Origin of the sequence: Streptomyces sp. YPW6 (genome assembly GCF_018866325.1) — a bacterium.
Lineage (GTDB): Bacteria > Actinomycetota > Actinomycetes > Streptomycetales > Streptomycetaceae > Streptomyces.
This window is the reverse complement of sequence record NZ_CP076457.1, coordinates 5996664-6022462: the sequence shown is the minus strand read 5'-3', so window position 1 is coordinate 6022462 and position 25799 is coordinate 5996664. Positions and strand designations below refer to the sequence as shown.

Sequence of the window (25799 nt, the reverse complement as noted above, 5' to 3'; positions counted from 1 at the left end):
CATGTCGGACGACGTCTTCACGCTGGGACCGGCCACGTACGGATCCCGGCTGATCATGGGCACCGGCGGGGCCCCGAGTCTGGAGGTGCTGGAGCGTTCGCTGATCGCGTCGGGCACCGAGCTGACCACGGTCGCGATGCGCCGGCTGGACCCGACCGTGCAGGGGTCGGTGCTCTCCGTGCTGGAGCGGCTCTCCATCCAGGTGCTGCCGAACACCGCGGGCTGCTTCACCACGGGTGAGGCGGTGCTGACCGCCCGGCTGGCCCGGGAGGCGCTCGGCACGAACTGGGTCAAGCTGGAGGTGGTGGCCGACGAGCGGACGCTGCTGCCCGACCCGGTCGAGCTGCTGGACGCGGCGGAGATCCTGGTCGACGACGGGTTCACGGTGCTGCCCTACACCAACGACGACCCGGTGCTCGCCCGGAAGCTGGAGGACGTGGGATGCGCGGCGATCATGCCGCTCGGCTCCCCCATCGGCTCGGGGCTCGGCATCCGCAACCCGCACAACTTCGAGCTGATCGTGGAGCGGGCCGGGGTGCCGGTGATCCTCGACGCCGGGGCCGGGACCGCCTCGGACGCGGCGCAGGCGATGGAGCTGGGGTGCGCGGCCGTGATGCTCGCATCGGCGGTGACCCGGGCCCAGGAGCCCGAGCTGATGGCGGGTGCGATGCGTCACGCGGTGGAGGGCGGGCGGCTCGCGTACCGGGCGGGCCGGATTCCGCGCCGCCACTTCGCCGAGGCCTCGTCCCCGGTGGCCGGGCGGGCGGCGCTGGATCCGGAGCGCCCGGCGTTCTGAGAGCCGGCAGGGGCCCGGGGCGCCGCCCCGGGCCCCGGGCCCTGGCCTCTCCAGCTCCCACGCGGCACACGCCACCCGGGCTCCCGCCCCACCCCGGGCACACGTCACGCCGGGCCCCCGGGCGCGCGACCGGGGAGCGTGTCCCTGTCACGGATCGGCTGCAGAACGGCCCCGGGAGCGCCCCGGCCCGCCGGGGGTGCTGGTGGCGGCTCGTAGACTCTCGGGGTGGACACGACCCTCCAGGACCCTCTCGTCGGGCAGCTGCTCGACGGCCGGTATCGCATTGAGGCGCGCATCGCCGTCGGCGGGATGGCCACGGTCTACCGGGCCGTGGACACCCGACTGGACCGGGTGCTCGCCCTCAAGGTGATGCACCCGGCGCTCGCCACCGACGTCTCGTTCGTCGAGCGCTTCATCCGGGAGGCCAAGTCGGTGGCCCGCCTGGCGCACCCCAATGTCGTGGCGGTCTTCGACCAGGGTGCTCAGGGCGCGTACGTCTATCTGGCGATGGAGTACGTGGCGGGCTGCACCCTGCGCGACGTGCTGCGCGAGCGCGGGGCCCTCCAGCCCCGGGCCGCGCTGGACATCCTGGAGCCGGTCCTCGCCGCACTCGGCGCCGCGCACCGGGCCGGGTTCGTGCACCGCGACATGAAGCCGGAGAACGTGCTGATAGGGGACGACGGCCGGGTGAAGGTCGCCGACTTCGGCCTGGTCAGGGCGGTCGGCACGGCCACCGACACCACCGGCTCGCTGCTGGGCACGGTGTCGTACCTGGCGCCCGAGCAGATCGAGCACGGCACCGCCGACACCCGCAGCGACGTGTACGCCTGCGGGGTCGTGCTGTACGAGATACTGACCGGCGCCAAGCCGCACACCGGCGAGAACGCCGCCCAGGTCATCTACCAGCACCTCAACTCCGACGTCCCGGCCCCGTCCGCCGCCGTCCCGGGGCTCCCGGTCGCGCTGGACTCCCTGGTGGCGAGCGCGACCGCCCGCAACCCCGAGGTGCGCCCGCACGACGCGGTGCTGCTGCTGGCCGAGACCCGTGAGGCGCGCGCCGGGCTGACCGACGCCGAGCTGGACGCCGTACCGCCGCAGGCGCTGTCGGACTCCCGCGACGGCGCCGACGACCGTACGAGCGTGATCCCCCGGGCCCTCGTGGAGGACGGCGACGGGGACGGGGTGCACCGCACCAGCCGCCTGGCGACGCCCCCGCCGGAGCCCGCCGCTCCGCACCGGCGCCGGGCCGGCCGGCGGGGTCCGTTCGGCGGCCCGCACCGCAAGCTGATCATCGCGCTCACCGCCGTTCTGCTGGCCCTGGGGATCGGCACGGGCGTCTGGTACATCAACTCCGGACAGTTCACCCAGGTCCCCTCGCTGCTCGGGCAGACCCAGCAGGCCGCCGAGCAGCGGCTCGCGGACGCCGGGCTCGGGCTGAAGGGCGTGGACCGGGTCTTCAGCGACACGGTCGAGCGGGGTGAGGTCGTCAGCAGCGCCCCCGCCTCCGGCGACCGGATCCGTGGCAACGGCTCGGTGCGGCTCGTCGTGTCGCGGGGCCCGGAGATCGTCCGGGTGCCCGATGTGGCCGGCGCCTCCCTCGCGGACGCCCGGCGCGCCCTGAAGAAGGTGGGCCTGGTCCCGGGGATGGTGACCAGGGAGTTCAGCGAGGACGTGGCCCGCGGCGAGGTGATCGGCACGGATCCCCGCGCCGGCACCGACCGCCGTCCGGACACGGCCGTGGCACTCGTCGTCAGCAAGGGCGCCCCGGTCGACGTCCCGGACGTCACCGGGCTCTCCGCCGAGGAGGCCACCGCCGAGCTGGAGGCCGAGGGGCTGAAGGCCGAGGTGCTGCCCGGCCGGGTCCACTCCCCCGAGGCCGCGGGCGAGGTGACCGAGCAGTCCCCCGGCGAGGGGACCGAGGCCGCCGAGGGCGACACGATCCAGCTGACCCTCTCCAAGGGCCCCCGGATGGTGGACGTCCCCGACGTCACCGGCCGGGACGTCGACGAGGCGCGGAGCACCCTGGAGGAGGCGGGCTTCGAGGTCGAGGTCGACCGGCCGTTCCTCTCCTTCAGCGACACGATCGCGAGTCAGTCCGTGGACGGCGGCGAACAGGCCCCCGAGGGCTCCACCATCACCATCAAGACCAAGGGGTTCTGACACCTGATGGACGTTCTGCGGAACCCGGTGGGCGGGCACGTCCCGGTGGCCGGCGGCCTCGCCAAGGTCGGCCTGGAGTACGCGCGCGAGCTGGCGGCGGAGACCGTGCAGGTCTTCGTGGCGAACCCGCGCGGCTGGGCGACGCCCGCCGGGAACCCGGCGCAGGACGAGCTGTTCCGCGCGGAGTGCGCGGCGGCCTCGATCCCCGCGTACGTGCACGCCCCGTATCTGATCAACTTCGGCTCGCACACCGGGGCGACGGTGGAGAAGTCGGTCCAGTCGCTGCGGCACTCGCTGCGGCGGGCCCGGGAGATCGGCGCGCTGGGCGTGGTGGTGCACACCGGTTCGGCGACCGGCGGCCGGCCGCGCGACGCGGCGCTGGCCCAGGTGCGGGAGCACATGCGGCCGTTGCTGGACGAGCTGACCCGGGACGACGATCCGGATCTGCTGCTGGAGTCGACGGCCGGCCAGGGATTCTCGCTCTGCTCCCGGACCTGGGACTTCGGACCGTACTTCGAAGCGCTGGACTCCCACCCGAAGCTGGGCATCTGTCTGGACACCTGCCACATCTACGCCGCCGGGCACGACCTGACCGGTCCGACGGGGATGCGGCAGACGCTGGACCTGCTGGTGGAGACGGTCGGCGAGGGACGGCTGAAGCTGATCCACGCCAACGACTCCAAGGACGTCGTGGGCGCCCACAAGGACCGGCACGAGAACATCGGCGCCGGTCACATCGGGGCTGAGCCGTTCGCCGAGCTGTTCGCCCATCCGGCGACCGAGGGCGTACCGCTGATCATCGAGACGCCCGGCGGCAAGGAGGGGCACGCGGCGGACGTGGCGCGGCTCAAGGAGCTGCGCGGGAGCCGCCCCGGCGGCCGGAAGACGCTCCGCGCGTAGAGCCCTCTACAGCTCCGGGCCGTCGCCCGGCTCCTCCTGGTAGGAGTAGCGCTGCTCGGACCAGGGGTCGCCGATGTTGTGGTAGCCCCGCTCCTCCCAGAATCCGCGCCGGTCCGCCGTCATGTACTCGATGCCCCGGACCCATTTCGGGCCCTTCCAGGCGTACAGGTGCGGGACGACGAGGCGGAGCGGGAAGCCGTGCTCGGCGGTGAGGAGTTCGCCGTCCTTGTGGGTGGCGAAGAGGGTGTGCTCGGAGGCGAAGTCGGCCAGCCGCAGGTTCGAGGAGAAGCCGTACTCGGCCCAGACCATCACATGCGTGGCGTCGGGGGCCGGCGGTGCCAGATCGAGGATCGCGCGGGCGGGGACGCCGCCCCATTCGGCGCCGAGCATGCTGAACTTCGTCACGCAGTGCAGATCGGCCACCACGGAGGAGAACGGCAGCGCCGAGAAGTCCTGGTGGCTCCAGCAGTGCTTGTCGCCGTCGGCGGTGGCCCCGAAGACCCGGAACTCCCAGCGTTCGGGCTTGAACTTGGGAACGGGCCCGTAATGGGTGACCGGCCATCCGCGCTGCAGTCGCTGTCCTGGTGGAAGCTCCGACTGCGCTGCTCCGCGATTCTCCCGGTTCTCCGGCTGACCCATGCCTCCATGGTGACAGACAGGCAGGGGTGGTCATGACCGGGGAGGGTCTTCACCGGGGCAACTCGTACTAAGCCTGCACTTACTGGACGGCCGCTGAGCGCGGTGCGAGGATCTGGCCAACTTGCCAGATCGATCACCGGTTGGAAGGAGCCTTTGCCATGCAGGGCGACCCCGAGGTCCTTGAGTTTCTCAATGAGCAGCTGACCGCCGAACTGACTGCGATCAACCAGTACTTCCTGCACGCCAAGATGCAGGAGAACTTCGGCTGGACCAAGCTCGCCAAGTACACCCGGGCCGAGTCCTTCGACGAGATGAAGCACGCCGAGATCCTCACCGACCGGATCCTGTTCCTGGACGGACTGCCGAACTACCAGCGGCTGTTCCATGTCCGGGTGGGCCAGACGGTGACCGAGATGTTCCAGGCGGACCGCCAGGTCGAGGTGGAGGCGATCGACCGCCTCAAGCGCGGCATCGAAGTGATGCGCGCCAAGGGCGACATCACCTCCGCGAACATCTTCGAGTCGATCCTGGAGGACGAGGAGCACCACATCGACTATCTCGACACCCAGCTGGAGCTGGTGGAGAAGCTCGGCGAGCCGCTCTACATCGCCCAGCTGATCGAGCAGCCGGAGAGCTGACCGCGACCGGCCGCTCGGGCGGCGCCGGACGACTAAGGCGGCGTCGGACGACTCAGGCGGCGTCGGAGAGGACCGGGCGGGTGGTGGAGGCGATCACCGGTTCCTGCCGCTGGTCGAGCAGCTCGCGGCGCGGGCAGTCGCCGCGTCCCAGCAGAGCCTGGATGCGGCGCACACAACCTCCGCAGTCCGTGCCGGCCTTGCAGGCCGACGCGATCTGCCGGGGGGTGCAGGCACCGGCGTCCGCATGCTTCTTGACCTGGGCCTCGGTGATCCCGAAGCAGGAGCAGACGTACATGCGGTTCACCTCCCTGCGGGTCGGTCGCTGGCGCCGTCCCGCTCTTCGTCGGTGAGGCTAACCTAACCTTACCCGTCCCCCGGGTGGCGCAAAAGCCCGGGGGACGACTGTGGGGCACGGATCACATGGATCCGTGCCCCACAGGTGTGTCCGGCGAGGACTCCTACTGGTCGCGGTACATCTCGGCGACGAGGAAGGCCAGGTCGAGCGACTGGCTGCGGTTGAGCCGGGGGTCGCAGGCCGTCTCGTAGCGCTGGTGGAGGTCGTCCACGAAGATCTCGTGGCCGCCGCCCACGCACTCGGTGACATCGTCGCCGGTCAGCTCCACGTGGATGCCGCCCGGGTGGGTGCCGAGGCCCTTGTGGACCTCGAAGAAGCCCTTGACCTCGTCCAGGACGTCGTCGAACCGGCGCGTCTTGTGGCCGGACGCGGCCTCGAAGGTGTTGCCGTGCATGGGGTCGGTCACCCAGGCGACGGTCGCACCGGAGGCGGTGACCTTCTCGACCAGCTCGGGGAGCTTGTCGCGGACCTTGTCGGCGCCCATACGGACGATGAAGGTCAGCCGGCCGGGCTCGCGCTCGGGGTCGAGGCGGTCGATGTAGCCGAGCGCCTCGTCGACGGTGGTCGTCGGGCCGAGCTTGATGCCGATGGGGTTGCTGACCTTCGAGGCGAACTCGATGTGCGCCCCGTCCATCTGGCGGGTGCGCTCACCGATCCAGACCATGTGGCCGGAGGTGTCGTACAGCCGGCCCGTGCGCGAGTCGGTGCGGGTCAGCGCCGTCTCGTAGTCCAGCAGCAGCGCCTCGTGCGAGGCGTAGAACTCGACCGCCTTGAACTCGGCCGGGTCGGTGCCGCACGCCTTCATGAAGTTGAGCGCGTTGTCGATCTCGCGGGCCAGGGCCTCGTAGCGCTGGCCGGCGGGGGACGACTTCACGAAGTCCTGGTTCCAGGCGTGGACCTGGCGCAGGTCGGCGTAACCGCCGGTGGTGAAGGCGCGCACCAGGTTCAGCGTGGAGGAGGACGCGTGGTACATCTGCTTCAGCCGCTGCGGGTCCGGGACCCGGGCCTCCTCGGTGAAGGCGAAGCCGTTCACCGAGTCGCCGCGGTAGGTCGGCAGGGTCACGCCGTCGCGGGTCTCGGTCGACTTGGAGCGCGGCTTGGAGTACTGGCCCGCGATCCGGCCGACCTTGACGACCGGCACGGAGGCGGCGTAGGTCAGGACGGCGCTCATCTGGAGCAGCGTCTTCAGCTTGGCCCGGATGTGCTCGGCGGACACGGCGTCGAAGGCCTCGGCGCAGTCGCCGCCCTGCAGCAGGAACGCCTCGCCCTTGGCGACGGCTCCCAGACGGGCGCGCAGCTGGTCGCACTCGCCCGCGAAGACGAGCGGCGGATACGACGCGAGGTCCGCGAGTACATCGCGCAGCGCCTCGGAGTCGGGGTACTCGGGCTGCTGCGCCGCGGGAAGGTCTCGCCAGGTGTTGCCACCGGCGACGGAGGTATTGGCGTTCACGGTCACGTGTACAACATTACGGGGTCCCCGGGGGCGTCCATCCGAACGCTCAACAGGTGAGACACCCCCTTCGGCGCCCGGATCGTCCGCTAGGGTCGGGGCATGTCGACGCAACCGATCCGGATCTCGATCCAGAACTGGTGGTGGACCGCTCATCCGGCGGCCCGCTGACTCATCGCGTCGACACGTCGCGAAGGCCGCCCGAGGGGCGGCCTTTTCCGTGTCCAGGAGCCGTTCCTCTCCCTGTGAACCCCGTCGGGTCCCGCGTGGCCCCCGTACGGACCGTCCGGAAGGAATGTGCTCCCATGTCCCAGACCTCGCCCCGATCCGCCTCCGCCCTCATCGGCCGACTGCTCGCCGAGGACGCCCCGCCGTTCGCCCTGCTGCGCCGCCGCACTCCCGGGCGTGACCACGATCACGTCGAACTGCTGATCGGTGGGGTGCGGGAGGTGGACCGACTGGCCGATCTGCCGGTGGGCGCGTCGCCCGCGCTGGCCCTGGTGCCGTTCCGGCAGATCGCCGAGCGCGGCTTCGACGTCCGCGACGACGGCACCCCGCTGAGCGTGCTGGTCGCCGACGAGTCGTACGAGCTGGGGCTCGCGGAGGTGCTGGCGGCGCTGCCCGCGCATGACGTGACCGTGACGGACCACGGCTTCGACGTGCCCGACGAGGAGTACGCGGACGTCGTGCGCAGGGTGATCCGGGACGAGATCGGGCAGGGCGAGGGCGCGAACTTCGTCATCCGGCGGACGTTCCGGGGCGAGATCCCCGGGTTCGGGCGGGCGGACGCGCTGGCGCTGTTCCGGCGACTGCTGGCGGGCGAGCGGGGCGCGTACTGGACGTTCGTGGTGCACACAGGCGGCAGCGGGCCCGAAGGGCCCTCCGTCTCGGGGCGGCGGCGGGCGACGGGCGGGCGGGTGCTGGTGGGCGCGAGCCCCGAGGTGCATGTCCGGATGTCCGGCGGGACGGTCGTGATGAACCCGATCAGCGGGACGTACCGCTACCCGGCCGAGGGGCCCACCCCGGAGAGCCTGCTGGCGTTCCTCGCGGACCGCAAGGAGAGCGAGGAGCTGTCCATGGTGGTCGACGAGGAGCTGAAGATGATGTGCACGGTGGGCGACATGGGCGGGGTGGTCGTCGGGCCCCGGCTCAAGGAGATGGCCCACCTCGCGCACACCGAGTACGAACTGCGCGGGAGGTCCTCCCTGGATGTGCGGGACGTGCTGCGCGAGACGATGTTCGCGGCGACCGTGACGGGCTCCCCGGTGCAGAACGCGTGCCGGGTGATCGAGCGGTACGAGGCCGGGGGCCGCGGCTACTACGCGGGGGCGCTGGCCCTGCTGGGCCGGGACGCGAACGGGGCGCAGACGCTGGACTCGCCGATCCTGATCCGTACCGCCGACATCGCCCCCGACGGTTCGCTGAGGGTGCCGGTCGGGGCCACGCTCGTGCGCCACTCGGACCCGGAGGGCGAGGTCGCCGAGACGCACGCCAAGGCGGCCGGGGTCCTGGCCGCGCTGGGTGTGCGGCCGGGCCGCCCGGCGGCGGAGGCGGACCGACCGCGGCTCGCCTCCGACCCCCGGGTGCAGGCGGCGCTGGACGACCGGCGCGGGGGGCTCGCCCCGTTCTGGCTGCGGATGCAGGAACGTGTCCGGGAGCTGTCCGGCCACGCGCTGGTGGTGGACGGCGAGGACACGTTCACCGCGATGCTGGCCCATCTGCTGCGGGCGTCCGGTCTCGAGGTCTCGGTGCGCCGGTACGACGAGCCGGGGCTGCGCGCGGTGGTCCGGGCCCACGAGGGGCCCGTGGTGCTGGGCCCCGGACCGGGAGATCCGGGCGACCTGGGCGACCCCAAGATGCGGCTGCTGCGGGAGATCGCCGCCGGGCTGGTGCGGGACCATCGGCACGGGCTGCTCGGGGTCTGCCTGGGGCATGAGCTGATCGCGGCGGAGCTGGGTCTGGAGATCGTCCGCAAGGCGGTGCCGTACCAGGGGGCGCAGACCAGGATCGAGCTGTTCGGGCGGCCGGAGACGGTGGGCTTCTACAACAGCTTCACCGCCCGGTGCGACGACCCGGCCGCCGCCGAGCTGGCGGCGCACGGGATCGAGGTGAGCCGGGACGAGGCGAGCGGGGAACTGCACGCGCTGCGCGGGCCGGGCTTCGCCTCGGTGCAGTTCCACCCGGAGTCGGTGCTGACCGTGCGGGGCGCGGCGATCGTGACGGAGCTGCTGGCGGGGCTGCCCGTGCCGCGCTGAGCCCAGGGCCTGTCGTCGAACTGCCGCCTGCCGCGCGGCGTCTGGCCCTAGGCGTTCCTCGGCACGAGGACGTTCTCGCTGCGGCGGCGGGCCAGGTGGTCGGCGACGTTCCGGACGGTCGCGTCGATGATCTGGCCCACCGCGTCCTCGGTGTAGTACGCCTGGTGGGAGGTGACGATGACGTTGGGGAAGGTCACCAGCCGGGCGAGGGTGTCGTCGTCGATGCCCTCCAGGGACTTGTCGAGGAAGAACAGCCCGGCCTCCGCCTCGTACACGTCGAGCCCGACGCCGAGGAAACGGCCCGCGCGCAGTTCGGTGACCAGGGCGGCCGAGTCGATGAGGCCGCCGCGGCTGGAGTTGACGAGGATCGCGTCGTCCTTCATCGCCCGGAGGGCGGCCTCGTCGACGAGGTGCTCGGTGGCGGGCAGCAGCGGTACGTGCAGGCTGATCAGGTCCGCCTCGGCGAACAGCCGCTCCTTCTCCACGTACTCCATGCCCAGCTCGACGCAGGCCGGGTTCTCCACGACGTCCCAGCCGAGCAGCTTCATGCCGAAGCCGTGGGCGATCCGGGTGAACGCCTCGCCGATCTTGCCGGTGCCGAGCACGCCGACGGTCCGGCCGCGCATGTCCCGGCCGAGCAGCCCGTCGAGGCGGAAGTCGAAGTCCCGGGTGCGGCTCGCGGCCCGGATGATGCGCCGGTTGACGGCCATGGCGAGCGTCCAGGCGAATTCGGCGACCGAGTACGGCGAGTAGTACGAGACCCGGGCGACGCGCAGGGCGAGCCGCTCGGCGACCTCCAGGTCGATGTTGTTGAAGCCGGTGGAGCGCTGGGCGATCATCTGCGTGCCGCCCGCGGCGAGCGTCTGGAGTACCGGGGCGCTCAGGTCGGCGTTGACGCTGGTGGAGATGATCTCGTGGCCGGCCGCGATCGGGGCGGTGTCCCGGGTGAGGAAGACGTCCAGGCAGCGGACCTCGTGCAACCCCTCGAAGGCCTTCTCGATCAGGGGCTTCTCGTCGGACTGCACACCGAAGGCCAGGATTTCCACAGGGTCTCCCGAGCTGTGTCTGGGGACGGAACAGGGCAGGGCCGGTCAGCGCGAATATACGGCCCCGGCCCCGGCCCCGCCGGGTCAGGCGTCGTCGAGGCCCCGCTCGATGGCGTACCGCACGAGTTCCACCCGGTTGTGCAGCTGGAGCTTGCCGAGGGTGTTCTGCACGTGGTTCTGGACGGTGCGGTGGGAGATGACCAGCCGTTCGGCGATCTGCTTGTACGACAGTCCCTTGGCGACGAGCCGCAGCACCTCGGTCTCCCGGTCGGTGAGCTGCGGGGCCTTGGGTTCGTTCGAAGCCACGGGCGCGGGGTCGGAGGCGAGCCGGCGGTACTCGCCGAGGACCAGGCCGGCCAGTCCCGGGGTGAAGACCGGGTCGCCGGCCGCGGTGGAGCGGACGGCGTCGGTCAGCTCCTGGGTGGAGGCGGACTTCAGCAGATAGCCGGTGGCTCCGGACTTCACCGCCTCCAGGACGTCGGCGTGCTCGCCGCTCGCGGAGAGGACCAGGACCCGCAGGCCGGGGTGGGAGCCGACGAGCTCCTTGCAGACCTGGACGCCGGGCATGGCGGGGAGGTTCAGGTCGAGGACCAGGACGTCCGGGCCGACCGCCCTGGCCCGGCGTACCGCCTGGGCGCCGTCCCCGGCGGTCGCGACGACGTCGAAGCCGGACTCGGTCAGGTCGCGGGCGACCGCGTCGCGCCACATGGGGTGGTCGTCGACGACCATGACCCTGATGGGCCGGTCGGGCGCCCCCTGCGCGTCCTGCGGTGTGTTCTGCGTGCTCATCGGGCCGATCCTGCCTTCCCCCGGGAAACCCTCGGTGCTCTGGGAACCTTCAACTCGACCTCGCAGCCCTGTCCGGGCACCGAGATCAGCTCTGCCGTGCCGCCCAGGTCGCGCAGCCGGCCGCGGATGGAGAGCGCCACTCCGAGCCGCCCCTCCCCCTCCGCCTGGGCGAGCCGCCCCTCGGGGATGCCGGGGCCGTCGTCGCGGACCGTGACGATCACCTCGTCCGGCTCGTCCTCGACCAGGATCCACGCCTGGGCGTCCGGGCCCGCGTGCACCCGGACGTTGTCCAGGGCGGCGCTGACGGCGGCGGCCAGCTCCCGGGCCGAGGCGGCGGGGAGCAGCACCGGGGCGCCCGGCTCGGCGAAGCTCGTCCGGGACCCGGCGTGCGGGGCGAGCAGGGCGCGCAGGTCGCAGAGGGCCTGGCCGGCGGGCCCCTCCTCCTCGTCGACCTCGACCGTGCGGACCACGGCGCCCGCCGCGGTGTCCTCGGAGATCCGGGTGGGGGGCACGAGGCCGCTGGAGACCAGGGTGCGCAGGGCGACCTCCTGCTCCCCGGCCATCCGGCCCAGGTCGGCCGCCTCGCCGCCGATGGCGGTGCCGCGGCGCTGGACCATGGCGAGGACCTGGAGCACGCTGTCGTGGATGTCGCGGGCGAGCCGTTCGCGTTCGCGGGTGGCGGCCTCGATCTCCAGGGCGCGGGCGAGGGTGCGCTCACTGGCGCGGGCGACCTCGACGACGTACCCGATGGCGATGGAGGCGACCCAGACCAGCAGGACGTTGTGGTAGGTGTCCCGGCTGGGTTCGCCGCGCTGGATGATGTTGGCGGCGGCGACGAACGTGGAGGCGAAGGCCGCCCACCGCCAGCCGCCCTTGATGGCGAAGGCGAGGACCGCGCCGGCCGTCCAGATCGACGGGAGCGTCGGCCCGTCGAAGGACTGGGAGTCGACGTCGGCGAGCGGGGTGAGGAGGATGCCGGTCAGCGCGACGACCAGGTCGGCCCCGAGGAAGCGTTTGGTGCAGTTGGCCGCCGAGCGGACCTTGGGAAGGGTGGCGAGCGTCCAGACGCAGAGGAACGCCAGATAGGCGACGGCGACCCAGGGCCGCTCGAACCTCTCCCGGCCGGCGTTGTCCTTGCCGAAGACCGCGAGCAGTACCGCGTAGACCATCGTCAGCACGCGGTAGCCCGTCAGCGCACGCCACAGCGGCAGCTCGACCGACATCCGGACGACCCGCTCACGCTTGGCCATGGGCACCCCCCACCCGACGGTTCGACGACGCGGCTACGCGCCGGGCCGTTCCGCTCCGTCCTCGTTGCGCCCGGCGGCCTGCTTCCGCTCCCGCTTGGCCTCCTCGGCCCTGGCCTTCGCCTCGTCGGCGATCTGGCGCTTGGCGGCGGTGGCGTAGATGTCGACGTACTCCTGGCCGGAGAGCTTCATGATCTCGTACATGACCTCGTCGGTGACCGAGCGCAGGATGAAGCGGTCGCCGTCCATGCCCTGGTAGCGGCTGAAGTCCAGCGGCTTGCCGATCCTGATGCCGGGGCGCATGAGCTTGGGCACCACCTGGCCGGGCGGCTGGATCTTCTCGGTGTCGATCATGGCGACCGGGATGACGGGCGCTCCGGTGGCCAGGGCCACCCGGGCGAGGCCGCCGGGCTTGCCGCGGTAGAGCCGTCCGTCGGGCGAGCGGGTGCCTTCGGGGTAGATGCCGAAGAGGCCGCCGCTCTCGATGACCTGGATGCCCGCCTTGATCGCCGCCTCGCCGGCGCCGCGGGCGCCGGAGCGGTCGACGGGGAGCTGCCCGACGCCCTTGAAGAACGCGGCGGTGAGCTTGCCCTTCACGCCGGGCGAGGTGAAGTACTCGGCCTTGGCGATGAACGTGACCTTGCGGTCCAGCACGGCCGGGAGGAAGAACGAGTCGGAGAACGAGAGGTGGTTGCTGGCGAGGATCGCCGGACCGCGCTCGGGGATGTTCTCCAGGCCCTCCACCCACGGCCGGAAAGCGAGCTTCAGGGACCCGCCGATGGAGAACTTCATGGCGCCGTAGATCAACTCTGGTTCCTCCTGTGTGCTGTCGCTAGAGACTAGCCTGTGGCGTCGCGGCGGCCTCGGCCCGGCAGGGGCTCGCCTCCGGGGCGGGGCCCGCGGGGGTGCTTCACGGGGGCGTGACGGCCCTGGTCGGTGTCGGTCCGGTCGCGTACGGTGAAGTCATCCGTCAAGCACTCCCCCAGGTGCGCCCTCCCCCGCCCCGTCCCACGAACAGGAGACCCTGGTGCCGGTCCTCCCTGGAGCCGAGCCGTTCCGCCACGAGGGCGGAGAGGTCGGCGTCCTCCTCTGCCATGGCTTCACCGGATCCCCGCAGTCACTGCGCCCCTGGGCCGATTATCTCGCCGAGCGCGGACTGACGGTCTCACTGCCGCTGCTGCCGGGCCACGGCACCCGCTGGGAGGACATGGCGGCCACCGGCTGGCAGGACTGGTACGCGGAGGTGGACCGGGAGCTGCGGCTCCTCACCGAGAGGTGCGAGCAGGTCTTCGTCTTCGGGCTCTCCATGGGCGGCGCGCTGTCCCTGCGGCTCGCGGCCCGGCACGGGGAGGCGATCAGCGGTCTGGTGCTGGTCAACCCCGCCAACAAGGTGCACGGCCTCTCGGCGTACGCGCTGCCCCTCGCCCGCCACCTCGTGCGCACGACGAAGGGGCTGGCCGACGACATCGCGCTGCCGGGCTCCCACGAGGTGGGGTACGACCGTGTCCCGCTGCACTGCGCCCACTCGGTACGGAAGTTCTTCCGCCTGGTCGACGGGGAGCTGCCCCAGGTGACCCAGCCGGTGGTGCTTCTGCACAGCCCGCAGGACCATGTCGTGCCGCCCGCCGACAGCGCCCGGATCCTCAGCCGGATCTCCTCCACGGACGTCTCCGAGATCTTGCTGGAACAGAGCTACCACGTGGCGACGTTGGACCATGATGCGGAGCGGATCTTCGATGAGAGCTACCGGTTCATCGGCCGTCTCGCACCGAACGTCGGGATGAAGGGGAGCACGTCCGGTGGCTGAGCACGACGCGGAACGCACAGGCAGCGACGAGGAGCGCGAACCGCGCCCCACGGGGCCCGCGCCCGTCCCGGAGGGGACGGAGCGGGCGGGGGCCGGGGGAGCGGAGCAGGAGCGGGAGCGGCCGGTCGACGAGGACGCGGCGTGGGCCGCGATCGTCGCGGGGTACGGGGAGGAGCCGCCGGACCCGCCGGGCGCCAAGCCGTTCAAGTCCGTCGAGGACCTGGCCCTGCTGGAGGACGACCAGCGCAATGTGACGGGGTCCTGCGACGGCCCGGCCGGGGGCCCGGCGGACAAGGGGTCCGACAAGACGCCCCCGAAGCCGCCGGAGAAGAAGGCGCTGGGCGGTTCGGTGGTGTTCGCGCCCGGCGTCGCGGGGCCCCGTGACTACGAGCTGCCCGAGTCCAAGGACGACGGCATCGGCGAGGCGGACGACGGGGACGAGGGCCACTTCGTGCCCCCGGAGCCGCCGCCGCTGCCGGAGGCCGACGTCACGGCGAAGTTCGCCTGGCTCGCGGTGATCGGCGGGCCGGTGCTGATGCTGATCGCGGTGCTGTTCCAGTGGGAGATGACGTGGTGGCTCACCACGCTCTGCATCGGAGGCTTCCTGGGGGGCTTCGCCACCCTGGTGGCCCGGATGCCGCACGACGACGATGACGACACCTACGGCGACCCGGGGCGCGGCGCGGTCGTGTAGCGGGTGGCCCCGCGGATGACCGCGGTCACCCCGCGGCGGGCACCCTGAGGGCGGCCAGGACCGGCAGATGGTCCGTGGCCGCCCTCAGGTCGTCCTCGCCCACCCCGGGCAGCCCGCTCGGCACCCCGCAGCCGAGCACCTCGATGCCCGGGGTCGCGAAGACGGCGTCGATGCGCTTGCGGGGCCGGCCGGGCGGGAACGTCGGCCCGCCGCCCCACGGGGCGACGGCCCGGCAGTCCTGGAGCGGCCCGGCCAGGCGCCCGAACGCCTTCCCCGTCGGTACGTCGTTGAGGTCGCCGCCCGCCACGGCGTGTTCCACGCCCATCGAGGCCAGCCGCTCCAGCAGCAGGTCCGCCTGGGCGAGGCGTTCGTCGTGCTGGAGGCTCAGATGGCAGCTCAGCACCCCGAGCCGGGCTCCGGCGATCCGCACGACGGCGGTGGCGAAGCCCCGGCGGTGCAGACCGGGCGTACGGGGCAGCAGGACGTCCTCGGTGCGCTCGGCCGCCACCCGCAGCGAGCACAGCAGCAGGGGTCCGGCGGCGGTGGCCCCGCCGCTCAGCACCACGAGGCCGCTGCTCTTCGCGAGCCGGGCCGCGGCCTTGCGCCAGCGGAAGAAGCGCGGGGCCTCCTGGACGAGGACCAGATCGGGTGCGCAGGCGCGGATGACGCGGGCCAGGGCCGCGGTGTCGTCGCGCAGGGAACGGACGTTGTAGCTCAGCACTCTGATGACGGCTGAACCGTCCGGCTCGGTACGGGAGTCGGGCAGGGGCGTCAGGACCATGCGGGCCACGATACGGCGGACGCCCGCCGCTGCCCCGGAGGGCGGCGACGGGCGTCCGATGCGTCGTGGCGGACCTGGCCTCAGCCCTGGCGGGCCAGGTCGGCCGCGCCCACGAGCCCTGCCTTGCCGCCGAGTTGGGCGGCGAGCACCTGGGCGTGCGGGCGCCACTCGCCGCCGATCAGCCAGCGCCGGAACGACTTGCGGATCGGTCCGAGGACGAGCTCGCCCTCGTCCGAGACGCCGCCGCCGACGATGAACGCGGACGGGTCGAACAGCGAGGCGAGGTCGGCCAGTCCGGCGCCGGCCCAGCGGGCCAGCTCACGGAACGAGTCCACGGCCACCGGGTCGCCCTGGCGGGCGGCCTCGCTGATGTGCTTGCCCTCGATGCCCTCCACCGAGCCGTCGCCGAGGCCGAGCAGGACGGCGGCGTTCTCGGGGGTGGCGTTGGCGCGCTGCTTGGCGTACCGGACGAGCGCGCGGCCGGAGGCGTACTGCTCCCAGCAGCCCTGGCTGCCGCAGCCGCAGAGCAGACCGTCCGGGACGACCCGGATGTGGCCGAACTCGGCGGCCACGCCGAAGCGTCCGCGGCGCAGCTTGTTGCCGATGATGATGCCGCCGCCGAGGCCGGTGCCGAGCGTGATGCAGATGACGTCGTCGTGGCCCTGTCCGGCCCCGAAGCGGTATTCGCCCCAGGCCGCGGCGTTGGCGTCGTTCTCGACGACGACGGGGAGGCCGACGCGCTGCTCGACCTTGTCCTTGAGCGGTTCGTGACGCCAGTTGATGTTCGGTGCGAAGAGGACGGTGGCGCGCTTGTCGTCGACGTACCCGGCGGCGCCGATGCCGACGGCCTCCACGTCGTGCCCCTCGCTCGCCCCGGCGACCGCCGCGCAGATCGCGTCGACGATGCCGTCGGCCGTCGGCGGGGTCGCCACCTTGAACGTCGAGAGGATCCGGCCCTCTTCGTCGACCACTCCAGCCGCGATCTTCGTGCCGCCGATATCGACGCCGATGGTGAGTCCCATGAATCCCTCAGTTCCGGTCGAGCCCCGCTAGGGCAACCGTACCCGAGGCCGCGCCCGGTACCGGCCGGAGCCGGTCAGTCCAGATCGATGCGTTCGGTGCCGGAAGGGCCCTCGTCGCGGGGGTCGGACGGGTCGTCGGCGGCCTTCTTCGAGGGGCCCGCGGTGCCCGACGCGCCCTCGGTGGTGCGGGTCCAGCGGCTCTCCTGGCCCTCGACCGCGGAGCGGTAGGCGGCCAGCAGTTCACTGCCGGCGGCGGCGAGGTGGTCGAAGACCTGGGGGTTGCGTTCGATGACCGGTTCCACGGCGGACTTCGCCTGCCGGATGGCCTGCTGGACCGCGGGGGCGGCGACGCCGAACAGGGGTGTCTGGAGCGAGGAGACCTTGTCGGCGACGGCGTCGACCAGCTTGCGCAGCTCCTCGGCGGCGGATCCGGGCGGCGGGCCGTACTGCGCGCGGCGGCGGGCCTGCTCGGCCGCGAGGTCCTCGGCGCAGGCGTCGGCCCACGCGTCGCCGTCGACGGGACGATCGGTGGCTTCACTCATGGCGGACTCCTGCGGCGCGGGCGGCCGGCGTTCGGCCTGCGGTTCACGTACTACCGACGTTACCCGAATGGCCGCACGGCGTTCAGGAGGTACGCGGCCACAGGGCCGGGTCCGGGGTGAACCGCACGCGCAGCACCCCGTCGGCCAGTGCCGCGCCGGACACCGTGCAGCGGCGCAGCGCGGAGGCGATCCGCACGATCCGGTGGAAGGGGCCGACGGTCAGGAGCAGTTCGTCGCCCCGGCGGACCAGGCGCAGGTCCTGCTTGGCGGCCCCGGGCAGCGGCAGGCACCAGGCGATGGCCGGGGTGCCGTCTCCGGCGTCCTGCTCCTCCTCGGTCCACCAGGGGTCGCCGGCCCGGCCCGGTGTCCGGTCGTCGGGGGCGGGGATCTCCAGCGCGGCCAGGTCGTCCGGGCCCTCGGGGTCCCGGCCCAGGTGGGCGGCCTCGTGCACGGGCAGGTCCGGGGCGACGTCCTGGTGCCAGTGGTCCAGGCACTTCTCCTGCTGGGCGGCGAGCCCGGCGAACCACGGGTCCGGGGAGTGCCGGGGCAGCACCCGGGAGGCGACCAGCAGGTCGGCGCGCAGTCCGTGCAGGGCCAGGCCGGTCCGGGCGGTGCGCAGGGCGTCCTCGGCGGCCGGTCCCGGCTCGGCGACCAGCCGGAGCGTGGTGGCCTCGTCCTCGATGAGGGCCTGGACGGCGGCCAGCTCCTCGTCCTTGCGGGCGGCGGCCTCGTACAGCCACTGCGCGGGCATCGGGACCCCGGCGAGCTGGGCGAGGACGGGGCGCAGGGCGCGGGCGGCCTGGCGTTCGGCGGGGAGCAGCCGGCGCAGATAGCGGCGCAGCTGTTCCGGGAGGGCGAGCAGGGCCAGGGCCTCGGTCAGCGGCGGGAGGTCGACGACGAGGGTGTCGTAGCCGGACAGGTCGCCCTCGGCGGCGCGGCGCAGCGTGTGCAGCAGGGCGAGCTGCGGGGAGCCGGGGAGTTCGGTGATCTCGTCGCCGTCGAGCCGGCCCGCGCCGAGCAGGTCGAGGACGCCGGAGGCACGGTTCTGCAGCTCGGTGAGTTCGGCGCGGAAGTGCTCGCCCGAGTCGATGCGGACGTGGTCGAGGCGGTCGGTGACCGGGGTGGGTCCGGTGGCGGCCGGGAAGCCGGGTATGGCCTCGGCGGAGAGCAGCAGGGTGCGGCTGCCGCAGCCGGCGGCGGCCAGTGCGGTGGCCGCCGCGACGGTGGTACGGCCCGCGCCGCCGGGGCCGGTGACCAGGACCGTACGCACGTCGCTCAGGCCCCGGGGGCGGACTCGACGCGCTTCTTCAGACCGGCGAGGGCGCGGTCGATGATGACCTTCTCCGCCTTGCGCTTGATCATGCCGAGCAGCGGGATCTTGACGTCGACGGCGAGCCGGTAGGTGACCTCGGTGCGCTCGCCGCCGGCGAGGGGGGTGAGGGCGTAGGTGCCGTCCAGGGAGCGCAGCATCTGGGACTTGACGAGGCTCCAGCTGACCTCGCTGTCGCCGTTCCAGGTGTAGGCGAGGACGTGGTCGTCCTTGATCGCCCCGGCGTCCAGGACCAGGCGGACCTGCTCGGCGCGGCCCTGGTCGTCGGTGGCGAGGACCTCGGCCTCCTTGACCTCGCCGGTCCACTCCGGATAGCGGGCGAAGTCGGCGATCACGCCCATGACGTCGGCCGGCGCCGCCTCGATCGTGATGCTCGAGCTGGTGTGTTCAGCCATCGCCGTGGCCCTCCAGTGCGGTGATACCGGTCGCTGTCGGCAGGAGCCTGCCGCTGTGCAGGCTATCGCGTGCCCGGGGCGCCCCGGTCCACGGCCCGGCCGCCCGCGCTCACCAGGTCAGCGCCCAGGGCGTCCCGGTCGAGGCGAAGTGCCCGACGTTGACGCACTCGGTGGTGCCGATGCGCATCCGGCGGACCAACGGCTGGTGAACATGGCCGAAAAGCGCGTACCGGGGGCGGGTGGCGCGGATCGCCTCCAGCAGGGCGGTGCTGCCGCGTTCGAAGCGGCGGGCGACGGTGTCGTAGGTCAGCTCGGGGACCTCGGGCGGGATGTGCGAGCAGAGGACGTCGACCGGGCCGAGCGCCTCGACCTTGGCGGCGTACTCCTCGTCGCTGATCTCGTACGGGGTGTTCATCGGGGTCCTGAGGCCGCCGCCGACGAAGCCGAAGACCCGGCCGCCGATCTCGACGCGTTCGCCGTCGAGCACGGTGGTGCCGGGGCGGGCGTACTCGGACCAGAGGCCCGGGACGTCGACGTTGCCGTAGGTGGCGTACGTCGGGGTGGGGAAGGCCGCGAAGAGTTCGGCGTACTGCTTGCGTACGGCGCCGAGGATCTCGGTGTCGCGGTCGCGGCCGGCCCACAGCTCGCGGCCGAAGGCGCGGGCCTCGTCGTAGCGGCGGGCGGTGCGCAGGGCGACGATGCGGCTCGCGTTCTCCTTGCCGAACAGGTCGGGGAAGATGCCGCGCGCGTGGTCGGCGTAGTCGAGGAAGAGCACCAGGTCACCGAGGCAGATCAGCGCGTCGGCACCGTCCCCCGCACGGGCCAGGGCCTCGGTGTTGCCGTGCACGTCGCTGACCACGTGGATCCGGGTCCGCCTGGTGGCCGGGTCCCGGCTGTCCGGTTCGCTGCCTCGCATGCGATCACCCTAGAGTGCCCCTCCGGCCTGGGGTAGACCGTCCGGACCTGCGGTTACTTCCACGTCGGGATGGCGGTGGACTACTGTGCGCGAAAGGGCCATTTATATGTGTGATGCATAAGACATCTGGCCGGAACCCCCTATCCGGAACCGCGTACCGGTGGGTAACGTCCGGGCAGTCCAGTCGTGCTCTCCCCACTGAGCACCCGCCATTCTTGGACCGCAGCCGGTGCGTCACACAGAGCCGTGGCACCGGAGCCCGATGAGGAGCAGCAGTCTTGCGCGAGTTCAGCCTTCCGGCCCTGTACGAGGTCCCGACGGACGGCAACCTGACGGATCTCATCCGCCGCAATGCCGCTCAGCATCCCGAAGTCGCGGTGATGAGCCGCAAGGTGGCCGGCGTCTGGACGGACGTCAGCGCCACCCGGTTCCTGGCCGAGGTGAGGGCCGCCGCCAAGGGGCTGATCGCCTCGGGTGTGCAGCCCGGCGACCGGGTCGCCCTGATGTCGCGCACCCGTTTCGAGTGGGTGCTGCTGGACTTCGCGATCTGGAGCGCGGGCGCGGTGACCGTGCCGGTGTACGAGACCAGCTCCGCCGAGCAGGTGCAGTGGATCCTCGGTGACTCCGGGGCGGTGGCGGTGCTCGTGGAGAGCGACGCGCACGCCGCAGCGGTGGCCTCGGTACGGGACTCCCTGCCGGAGCTGGCGCACGTCTGGCAGATCGACGCGGGCGGCGTGGAGGCGCTCGGCAAGGCCGGCGCGGAGGTCTCCGACGAGACCATGGACCTGCGGATGGTCAGCGCCAAGGCGGACGACCCGGCGACGATCGTCTACACCTCGGGCACCACCGGCCGCCCCAAGGGCTGTGTGCTCACCCACCGCAGCTTCTTCGCGGAGTGCGGCAACGTGGTGGAGCGGCTGAAGCCGCTGTTCCGTACGGGCGAGTGTTCGGTGCTGCTGTTCCTGCCCGCCGCGCACGTCTTCGGCCGGCTGGTCGAGGTGGCCTCGGTGATGGCCCCGATCAAGCTCGGCTGCGTCCCCGACATCAAGAACCTCACCGACGAGCTGGCCGCCTTCCGGCCGACGCTGATCCTGGGCGTGCCCCGGGTCTTCGAGAAGGTCTACAACGCGGCCCGCGCCAAGGCGCAGGCGGACGGCAAGGGCAAGATCTTCGACCGGGCCGCCGACACGGCGATCGCCTACAGCCGGGCGCTGAGCACCCCGCAGGGCCCATCGCTGGGCCTGAAGCTCAAGCACAAGCTCTTCGACAAGCTGGTCTTCGGCAAGCTCCGCGCGGTCCTGGGCGGCCGGGGCGAGTACGCGATCTCCGGCGGCGCCCCGCTGGGCGAGCGGCTCGGCCACTTCTACCGGGGCATCGGCTTCACGGTCCTGGAGGGCTACGGCCTGACCGAGTCGTGCGCGGCCACCGCGTTCAACCCGTGGGACCGGCCGAAGATCGGCACGGTCGGCCAGCCGCTGCCCGGTTCGGTCGTGCGGATCGCGGACGACGGCGAGGTGCTGCTGCACGGCGAGCACCTGTTCACCGGTTACTGGAACAACGAGGCGGCCTCGGCGGAGGCGCTCGCCGACGGCTGGTTCCACACCGGGGACATCGGCACGCTCGACGAGGACGGCTACCTCTCGATCACCGGCCGCAAGAAGGAGATCATCGTGACGGCGGGCGGCAAGAACGTCGCCCCGGCCGTCATCGAGGACCGGATCCGCGCGCACGCCCTGATCGCCGAGTGCATGGTGGTCGGGGACGGCCGCCCGTTCGTCGGCGCGCTGGTCACCCTGGACGAGGAGTTCCTGGGCCGCTGGGCCGAGGAGAACGGCAAGCCGGCCGGCTCGACGGCCCTGTCGCTGCGCGAGGACGCGGAGCTGCTGGCCGAGGTGCAGCGGGCGGTGGACGACGGGAACGCGGCGGTCTCCAAGGCGGAGTCGGTCCGCAAGTTCCGTATCCTCCCGGCCCAGTTCACCGAGGAGGCGGGGCACATCACGCCGTCGCTGAAGCTGAAGCGGAACGTGGTGGCGAAGGACTTCGCGGACGAGGTGGAGTCGATCTACCGCGCCTGAGGAACCCCCTGGGGATCACGGCGAAGGGGCTCGCGCTTGTCGAGAAGCGCGAGCCCCTTCGTCATGCGTACGGGCCCTTCGGCGTCCGCACGAGCCTGTTCCCCGCGCGCGCACGGCCCCCGCCGGCATCCGTACGGGCCCCTTCGTCATGCGCACGGCCCCCGTTGGCATCCGTACGAGCCTGTTCCGCGTGCGTACGGCCCCTTCCGCGTGCGTACGGTCACAACAGCGTCTTGAGCTTCTCCGCCAGCAGGTCCCAGCGCCACTTCTCCTCGACCCAGGCCCGGCCGCGCTCCCCCATCCGCTGCCGCAGCTCCGGGTCGCCGAGCAGCGTGACGATCCGGTCGGCCGACTCCTCGGCGCTGCCGCCGCGCACCACCCAGCCGGTCTCGCCGTCCAGCACCGCGTCCGGGGCGCCCCCGGAGTCACCGGCCACCACGGGCAGCCCGGTCGCGGACGCCTCCAGGTAGACGATGCCCAGGCCCTCCACGTCGAGCCCGCCGCGCCGGGTCCGGCAGGGCATCGCGAAGACGTCTCCGGCCCCGTAGTGCGCGGGCAGCTCCGCCCACGGCACCGGCCCGGTGAACCACACCGAGTCCGCCACCCCGGTCTCCTCGGCCAGCCGCTTCAGGTCCTCGGCGTACGGGCCGCCGCCGACGATCAGCAGCACCGCGTCCGGGATCCGCGCGAGGATCCCGGGCATGGCCAGGATCAGCGTGTCCTGGCCCTTGCGCGGCACGAGGCGCGAGACGCAGACGACCACCGGGCGGTCGGTCAGCCCGAGGCGGGCCCGGACCCGGTCGCCGCCGGAGCCCGGGTGGAAGGTCTTCTCGTCGACACCGGGAGGCAGTTGGACCATGCGGCCGGCCGCGTCGGGGGTGAGCGCGGCGGCGATCCGGGAGCGGGTGTACTCACCGAGATAGGTGATCGTGTCCGTGCCCTCGCCGATCCTGCGCAGCAGTTGCCGGGAGGCGGGCAGTTGCGCCCAGCCCGCCTCGTGGCCGTGGGTGGTGGCCACCAGGCGGCGGGCGCCCGCGCGGCGCAGCGCCGGGGCCATCAGGCCGAGCGGGGCGGCGGCGCCGAACCAGACGGAGGTGCAGCCGTGTTCGCGCAGCAGCTCGGTGGCGCGGCGGGTGATACGCGGGGTCGGCAGCAGCATCGTCGTCCGGTCGCGGACCACGGGGTACGGCTGCTCGGCGTCGAAGGCGGCGGTGGCCGCCGTGCCCTCCTCGCCGCGCTTCCAGGTGGAGGCGTAGACGACGACCCTCTCGGGATCCAGGCGCAGCGCCATGTTGTGCAGGAACGCCTGGATGCCACCGGGGCGGGGCGGGAAGTCGTTGGTCACGATCAAGGTCTTGTCCATCGCCGCCGACAGTACCGAACGGCCGCGCTTCACCGCTGAGGCGCTCTCCCGACGGCATCATGAGCCGCTGGGGGCCCGGCCGGACACGAGCGACGACGAGGGCGGCGGCGATGACGACGGGACGAGCACCCACCGGCACCGGACCGTGGCCGTACGCGGTGTGGGCGCTGACCCGTGCCTGGCTGCTGGCCTGCGTGTTCCACGTGGTCACGGTGCCCGGTCCGGACGTCACGGTGGACGTCTCGGTGATCTACCGGGGCTGGTACGAGGTGCTGCTGGCCGGCACGTATCCGCTGGACGACGTCACCTGGCAGTACCCGCCCGGGGCGGCCCTGGCGGTCCTCTCCCCCGCCCTGCTGCCGTTCTGGGAGTACGCGACCGCGTTCTTCGTGCTGGTGCTCGTCTGCGACGCGCTGGTGCTGGGGCTGCTGCGGTACGCGGGGCGGCGGCCCGGGATGCGGGCGGCGGGCGCCTGGGTGTGGGTCGTGGGGGTGCCGCTGCTGGGCCCGACGGTCTACGCCCGCTACGACCTCATGGTGACGGCGGTCGCGGTGGCGGCGCTGCTGGCGGGCGTGCGCAGGCCCCGGGCACTGGGTGCGCTGGCGGCGTTCGGGGCGCTGCTGAAGGGGTGGCCGGCGCTGCTGCTGGTGGGGGCGCGGAAGGGCCCCCGGACACGGGCGGCCTGGACGTCGGCGGCGCTGAGTGCGGCGGGTCTCGCGGCGGCGTTCGCGCTGTGGCTGCCCGGGGCGTTCGCGTTCCTGGCCTTCCAGCGGGACCGGGGCACCGAGATCGAGTCGCTGGGCGCGCTGGTCTTCCATGCGGCGCGGCAGTTCGGCTGGGAGGGGCGGGTGGAGCTGCGCTACGGCTCGGTGGAGTTCGTCGGGCCGCAGGTCGGGCTGGTGTCGACGCTGGCGCTGGGGCTCGCGGTCCTGGCGCTGGGCTGGCTGCTGCTGTGGCGGCTGCGGGCACGGCTCTTCACAGCGCGCACCCCGGCCGACGCGGCGTTCACGGCGGTGCTGCTGTTCACGGTGACCAGCCGGGTGATCAGCCCGCAGTACGTCGTGTGGCTGGTCGGGCTGGCCGCGGTGTGCCTGGTGTTCCGGGGGACGGTGATGACCCTGCCCGCGGTGCTGGTGCTGGTGGCCGCGGGGGTGACGCTGCTGGAGTTCCCGATCGGTTTCGGCCGGGTGGTGGCGAGCGACGCGTGGGGGGTGACGCTCCTGGTCGTACGGAACGGGCTGCTGGTGGCGGCCTCACTGGTCGCGGCGCGGCGGCTGTGGCGGTCGACGGTGCCGGGCGGAGCGGGCGCGGAGGCGGCCCCGAGCGCGGTCGGGGGTCAGCCGAGCCGGGTGGCGAGGTAGTCGCGCCAGTCGGCGGTGAACTGCTCGGAGGTGGTGTCGAGCACCGCCTCCAGGGCCTTCTCCACCGCGCCCTCGCGCCCGTCGTGCGCGCCGACGGTCTCGTAGAAGGCGATCAGCTTCTCCTTGCCCCAGCGCTCCGCGATCAGCTCGCAGGCAAGCCAGCCGCCCTCGTACGCCCCTGCCAGCTTCGCCGGGTCGCCGTCGAACCCGAAATCCGGGTCGGCGGGGAGTTCGGCGGGGGTCCGGCCGCCGCGGACGGCCTCGGCCAGTTCGGGGGCGACGGTGTCGGCGGCGCGGTCCTCGCCCCGGTAGGCGGTCCAGTCGGCGAAGCCCTCGGAGAGCCAGACGGGAGTGGCGGCGGAGGTGCTGGTCCGGGTGGCGACATGGGTCGTCTCATGGGTCAGGACGATCCGCTGTCCGAAGCTGCTCAGGGTGGCGTACGCCTGCGGGTTGACGATGACCCGGTCGGCGATGGCGGGGCGTTCGCCGGTGCCGCCGACCTCCCCGGTGGTGACGGCGGCGATGCCCCGGTAGGCGGTGTCCGGCGAGCCGAGCAGCCCCGCCATGGACTCCACGGAGTCCGGGACGAGGACGACCACCCGGCGGTTCCAGGGGCGCGGCCAGGCGTCCGAGACGGCCGGGACGGCGAGGTCCACCGTGTCGGCGATCTGCCGCAGCTCCTCCTCGCCCCGGCCGACGCCCAGGACGATGCTCCGGGCGCCCTCGACGACGTCCACGTCCCCCTGCTGCCACAGCTGCCCGGAGGCGCCCTCGGCGGGCCGGTCCTCGGTGATGTACCAGCGGTCGCGCTCACGCATCAGCGTCAGGACGCGGCGGGTGGCGACCGGAGCGGTGTCGTAGCCGGCGATCCGGTAGCGCAGCTCCACCTCGGCGGTGGCCCACTGCCCGTCCTGCTCGGTGATGCCCTTCACGTCGTACGTCCACGACTTCAGCGGCACGTCGGCGAGCCGGTCCAGCTCGGTGCGCTGGGCGGCCCGGAGCTTGGCGGCGTCGGGGGCGAGGCCGTCGAGGTAGCCCGCCGGGTCGTGGGCGAGGACGGCCGCCGCGCGGCGCTCCAGGGTGGCGTCGAGGGCCCCGGTGGTGAGGACGGTGTCCGGGTCGGCGGAGGCCGTGCAGGCGGACGCGGTCAGGAGCGCGGCGAGCAGCAGGCCCGCCGCACGCCGCCGTCCCCGGGGGCCTCCCCCGCGCGCGTCACGTCCTCGTACGGCCACCCTGCC

25 protein-coding genes are annotated in these 25799 nt (G+C 72.8%); 10 read left to right on the top strand and 15 right to left on the bottom strand.

The window, feature by feature from the left end:
• The first annotated feature begins 1 nt into the window (after position 1).
• The 3 genes from KME66_RS26375 to KME66_RS26365 all read left to right on the top strand — a co-directional run bounded on the left by KME66_RS26375 (position 2) and on the right by KME66_RS26365 (position 3856).
• Positions 2-796, top strand: a complete 795-nt coding sequence (locus KME66_RS26375) for a thiazole synthase (protein ID WP_216326712.1) — start codon at positions 2-4, stop codon at positions 794-796.
• A 225-nt stretch (positions 797-1021) separates the two neighbouring features.
• The gene (pknB, locus tag KME66_RS26370) at positions 1022-2956 is read left to right on the top strand and encodes a Stk1 family PASTA domain-containing Ser/Thr kinase (RefSeq protein WP_216326709.1); all 1935 of its coding nucleotides are present in this window, start codon (positions 1022-1024) and stop codon (positions 2954-2956) included.
• 6 nt (positions 2957-2962) lie between these two features.
• Positions 2963-3856, top strand: a complete 894-nt coding sequence (locus tag KME66_RS26365; protein ID WP_073217931.1) for a deoxyribonuclease IV — start codon at positions 2963-2965, stop codon at positions 3854-3856.
• Between the two features lie 6 nt (positions 3857-3862).
• Here the strand turns inward: KME66_RS26365 and KME66_RS26360 are convergent, their stop codons facing one another.
• Positions 3863-4495 (bottom strand): sulfite oxidase-like oxidoreductase, encoded by a 633-nt coding sequence (locus KME66_RS26360; RefSeq protein WP_073217935.1) that lies wholly within the window; start codon positions 4493-4495, stop codon positions 3863-3865.
• 158 nt (positions 4496-4653) lie between these two features.
• Here KME66_RS26360 and bfr point away from each other — a divergent pair, with 158 nt between their 5' ends.
• Entirely contained in the window at positions 4654-5133 is a 480-nt protein-coding gene (gene bfr, locus KME66_RS26355; protein WP_030117819.1) for a bacterioferritin, read from the top strand.
• Between the two features lie 52 nt (positions 5134-5185).
• Here bfr and KME66_RS26350 read toward each other — a convergent pair whose 3' ends face one another.
• Positions 5186-5428 (bottom strand): bacterioferritin-associated ferredoxin, encoded by a 243-nt coding sequence (locus tag KME66_RS26350; RefSeq protein ID WP_216329641.1) that lies wholly within the window; start codon positions 5426-5428, stop codon positions 5186-5188.
• A gap of 163 nt (positions 5429-5591) precedes the next feature.
• A complete protein-coding gene (locus KME66_RS26345; protein ID WP_073218787.1) occupies positions 5592-6938 on the bottom strand; it encodes a class II 3-deoxy-7-phosphoheptulonate synthase in 1347 nt (448 codons plus the stop codon).
• A 102-nt stretch (positions 6939-7040) separates the two neighbouring features.
• Here KME66_RS26345 and KME66_RS34605 point away from each other — a divergent pair, with 102 nt between their 5' ends.
• Both KME66_RS34605 and KME66_RS26335 read left to right on the top strand, forming a co-directional pair.
• A complete protein-coding gene (locus KME66_RS34605) occupies positions 7041-7109 on the top strand; it encodes a trp operon leader peptide (protein ID WP_216329639.1) in 69 nt (22 codons plus the stop codon).
• A 134-nt stretch (positions 7110-7243) separates the two neighbouring features.
• The gene (locus KME66_RS26335; protein ID WP_216326706.1) at positions 7244-9193 is read left to right on the top strand and encodes an anthranilate synthase family protein; all 1950 of its coding nucleotides are present in this window, start codon (positions 7244-7246) and stop codon (positions 9191-9193) included.
• A gap of 47 nt (positions 9194-9240) precedes the next feature.
• On the opposite strand, the gene KME66_RS26330 is transcribed toward KME66_RS26335, so the two are convergent.
• The 4 genes from KME66_RS26330 to KME66_RS26315 form a co-directional block, all read right to left on the bottom strand.
• A complete protein-coding gene (locus KME66_RS26330) occupies positions 9241-10239 on the bottom strand; it encodes a 2-hydroxyacid dehydrogenase (RefSeq protein WP_073217945.1) in 999 nt (332 codons plus the stop codon).
• Between the two features lie 84 nt (positions 10240-10323).
• Positions 10324-11028: a response regulator transcription factor gene (locus tag KME66_RS26325; protein WP_073217947.1), complete on the bottom strand. Its 705-nt coding sequence runs from the start codon at positions 11026-11028 to the stop codon at positions 10324-10326.
• Positions 11025-12278, bottom strand: coding sequence for a DUF5931 domain-containing protein (gene macS / locus KME66_RS26320; protein WP_216326703.1), 1254 nt, complete (start codon positions 12276-12278; stop codon positions 11025-11027). Before macS ends, KME66_RS26325 begins: the two co-directional genes overlap by 4 nt.
• Before the next feature lie 33 nt (positions 12279-12311).
• The gene (locus tag KME66_RS26315; RefSeq protein ID WP_216329637.1) at positions 12312-13067 is read right to left on the bottom strand and encodes a 1-acyl-sn-glycerol-3-phosphate acyltransferase; all 756 of its coding nucleotides are present in this window, start codon (positions 13065-13067) and stop codon (positions 12312-12314) included.
• Between the two features lie 235 nt (positions 13068-13302).
• Between KME66_RS26315 and KME66_RS26310 the strand changes: the two genes are divergently transcribed.
• Positions 13303-14082 (top strand): carboxylesterase, encoded by a 780-nt coding sequence (locus KME66_RS26310; protein ID WP_073217958.1) that lies wholly within the window; start codon positions 13303-13305, stop codon positions 14080-14082.
• Entirely contained in the window at positions 14075-14776 is a 702-nt protein-coding gene (locus KME66_RS26305) for a hypothetical protein (RefSeq protein WP_216326700.1), read from the top strand. Before KME66_RS26310 ends, KME66_RS26305 begins: the two co-directional genes overlap by 8 nt.
• 25 nt (positions 14777-14801) lie before the next feature.
• On the opposite strand, the gene KME66_RS26300 is transcribed toward KME66_RS26305, so the two are convergent.
• The 6 genes from KME66_RS26300 to KME66_RS26275 all read right to left on the bottom strand — a co-directional run bounded on the left by KME66_RS26300 (position 14802) and on the right by KME66_RS26275 (position 19762).
• Complete coding sequence (locus tag KME66_RS26300; protein WP_216326697.1) at positions 14802-15557, bottom strand: endonuclease/exonuclease/phosphatase family protein; 756 nt, start codon at positions 15555-15557, stop codon at positions 14802-14804.
• Positions 15558-15637: 80 nt separating this feature from the next.
• Positions 15638-16579: an ROK family glucokinase gene (locus KME66_RS26295; protein WP_073217968.1), complete on the bottom strand. Its 942-nt coding sequence runs from the start codon at positions 16577-16579 to the stop codon at positions 15638-15640.
• A gap of 74 nt (positions 16580-16653) precedes the next feature.
• Positions 16654-17121: a DUF5304 domain-containing protein gene (locus KME66_RS26290; RefSeq protein ID WP_216326679.1), complete on the bottom strand. Its 468-nt coding sequence runs from the start codon at positions 17119-17121 to the stop codon at positions 16654-16656.
• Positions 17122-17203: 82 nt separating this feature from the next.
• On the bottom strand, positions 17204-18391 hold the full coding sequence (locus KME66_RS26285) for an ArsA-related P-loop ATPase (RefSeq protein WP_216326675.1): 1188 nt from the start codon (positions 18389-18391) through the stop codon (positions 17204-17206).
• 5 nt (positions 18392-18396) lie between these two features.
• Positions 18397-18846 carry an SRPBCC family protein gene (locus KME66_RS26280; RefSeq protein WP_216326672.1) on the bottom strand — a complete coding sequence of 150 codons (450 nt, stop codon included), beginning with the start codon at positions 18844-18846 and terminating at the stop codon, positions 18397-18399.
• A gap of 109 nt (positions 18847-18955) precedes the next feature.
• Entirely contained in the window at positions 18956-19762 is an 807-nt protein-coding gene (locus tag KME66_RS26275; RefSeq protein ID WP_216326669.1) for a metallophosphoesterase, read from the bottom strand.
• 278 nt (positions 19763-20040) lie between these two features.
• Here KME66_RS26275 and KME66_RS26270 point away from each other — a divergent pair, with 278 nt between their 5' ends.
• Positions 20041-21837 carry a long-chain fatty acid--CoA ligase gene (locus KME66_RS26270; protein WP_073217989.1) on the top strand — a complete coding sequence of 599 codons (1797 nt, stop codon included), beginning with the start codon at positions 20041-20043 and terminating at the stop codon, positions 21835-21837.
• A 220-nt stretch (positions 21838-22057) separates the two neighbouring features.
• Here the strand turns inward: KME66_RS26270 and KME66_RS26265 are convergent, their stop codons facing one another.
• A complete protein-coding gene (locus tag KME66_RS26265; RefSeq protein ID WP_216326666.1) occupies positions 22058-23200 on the bottom strand; it encodes a glycosyltransferase family 4 protein in 1143 nt (380 codons plus the stop codon).
• A gap of 110 nt (positions 23201-23310) precedes the next feature.
• Between KME66_RS26265 and KME66_RS26260 the strand changes: the two genes are divergently transcribed.
• Positions 23311-24561, top strand: coding sequence for a glycosyltransferase 87 family protein (locus tag KME66_RS26260; RefSeq protein WP_216326661.1), 1251 nt, complete (start codon positions 23311-23313; stop codon positions 24559-24561).
• Here the strand turns inward: KME66_RS26260 and KME66_RS26255 are convergent.
• The gene (locus KME66_RS26255) at positions 24537-25793 is read right to left on the bottom strand and encodes a hypothetical protein (RefSeq protein WP_216326657.1); all 1257 of its coding nucleotides are present in this window, start codon (positions 25791-25793) and stop codon (positions 24537-24539) included. The two genes, KME66_RS26260 and KME66_RS26255, sit on opposite strands and share 25 nt — an antisense overlap.
• Positions 25794-25799: the final 6 nt, after the last annotated feature.

Excerpts from the sequence above, each read along its gene's own strand:
- KME66_RS26335 (WP_216326706.1), top strand. The coding sequence starts at position 7,244 with ATGTCCCAGACCTCGCCCCGATCCGCCTCCGCCCTCATCGGCCGACTG.
- KME66_RS26365 (WP_073217931.1), top strand. The coding sequence starts at position 2,963 with ATGGACGTTCTGCGGAACCCGGTGGGCGGGCACGTCCCGGTGGCCGGC.
- KME66_RS26260 (WP_216326661.1), top strand. The coding sequence starts at position 23,311 with ATGACGACGGGACGAGCACCCACCGGCACCGGACCGTGGCCGTACGCG.
- KME66_RS26300 (WP_216326697.1), bottom strand. The coding sequence starts at position 15,557 with ATGGTCCTGACGCCCCTGCCCGACTCCCGTACCGAGCCGGACGGTTCA.
- KME66_RS26375 (WP_216326712.1), top strand. The coding sequence starts at position 2 with ATGTCGGACGACGTCTTCACGCTGGGACCGGCCACGTACGGATCCCGG.
- KME66_RS26275 (WP_216326669.1), bottom strand. The coding sequence starts at position 19,762 with ATGCGAGGCAGCGAACCGGACAGCCGGGACCCGGCCACCAGGCGGACC.
- bfr (WP_030117819.1), top strand. The coding sequence starts at position 4,654 with ATGCAGGGCGACCCCGAGGTCCTTGAGTTTCTCAATGAGCAGCTGACC.
- KME66_RS26325 (WP_073217947.1), bottom strand. The coding sequence starts at position 11,028 with ATGAGCACGCAGAACACACCGCAGGACGCGCAGGGGGCGCCCGACCGG.
- KME66_RS26280 (WP_216326672.1), bottom strand. The coding sequence starts at position 18,846 with ATGGCTGAACACACCAGCTCGAGCATCACGATCGAGGCGGCGCCGGCC.
- KME66_RS26265 (WP_216326666.1), bottom strand. The coding sequence starts at position 23,200 with ATGGACAAGACCTTGATCGTGACCAACGACTTCCCGCCCCGCCCCGGT.
- KME66_RS26350 (WP_216329641.1), bottom strand. The coding sequence starts at position 5,428 with ATGTACGTCTGCTCCTGCTTCGGGATCACCGAGGCCCAGGTCAAGAAG.
- KME66_RS26315 (WP_216329637.1), bottom strand. The coding sequence starts at position 13,067 with ATGAAGTTCTCCATCGGCGGGTCCCTGAAGCTCGCTTTCCGGCCGTGG.
- KME66_RS26295 (WP_073217968.1), bottom strand. The coding sequence starts at position 16,579 with ATGGGACTCACCATCGGCGTCGATATCGGCGGCACGAAGATCGCGGCT.
- KME66_RS26290 (WP_216326679.1), bottom strand. The coding sequence starts at position 17,121 with ATGAGTGAAGCCACCGATCGTCCCGTCGACGGCGACGCGTGGGCCGAC.
- macS (WP_216326703.1), bottom strand. The coding sequence starts at position 12,278 with ATGGCCAAGCGTGAGCGGGTCGTCCGGATGTCGGTCGAGCTGCCGCTG.
- KME66_RS26360 (WP_073217935.1), bottom strand. The coding sequence starts at position 4,495 with ATGGGTCAGCCGGAGAACCGGGAGAATCGCGGAGCAGCGCAGTCGGAG.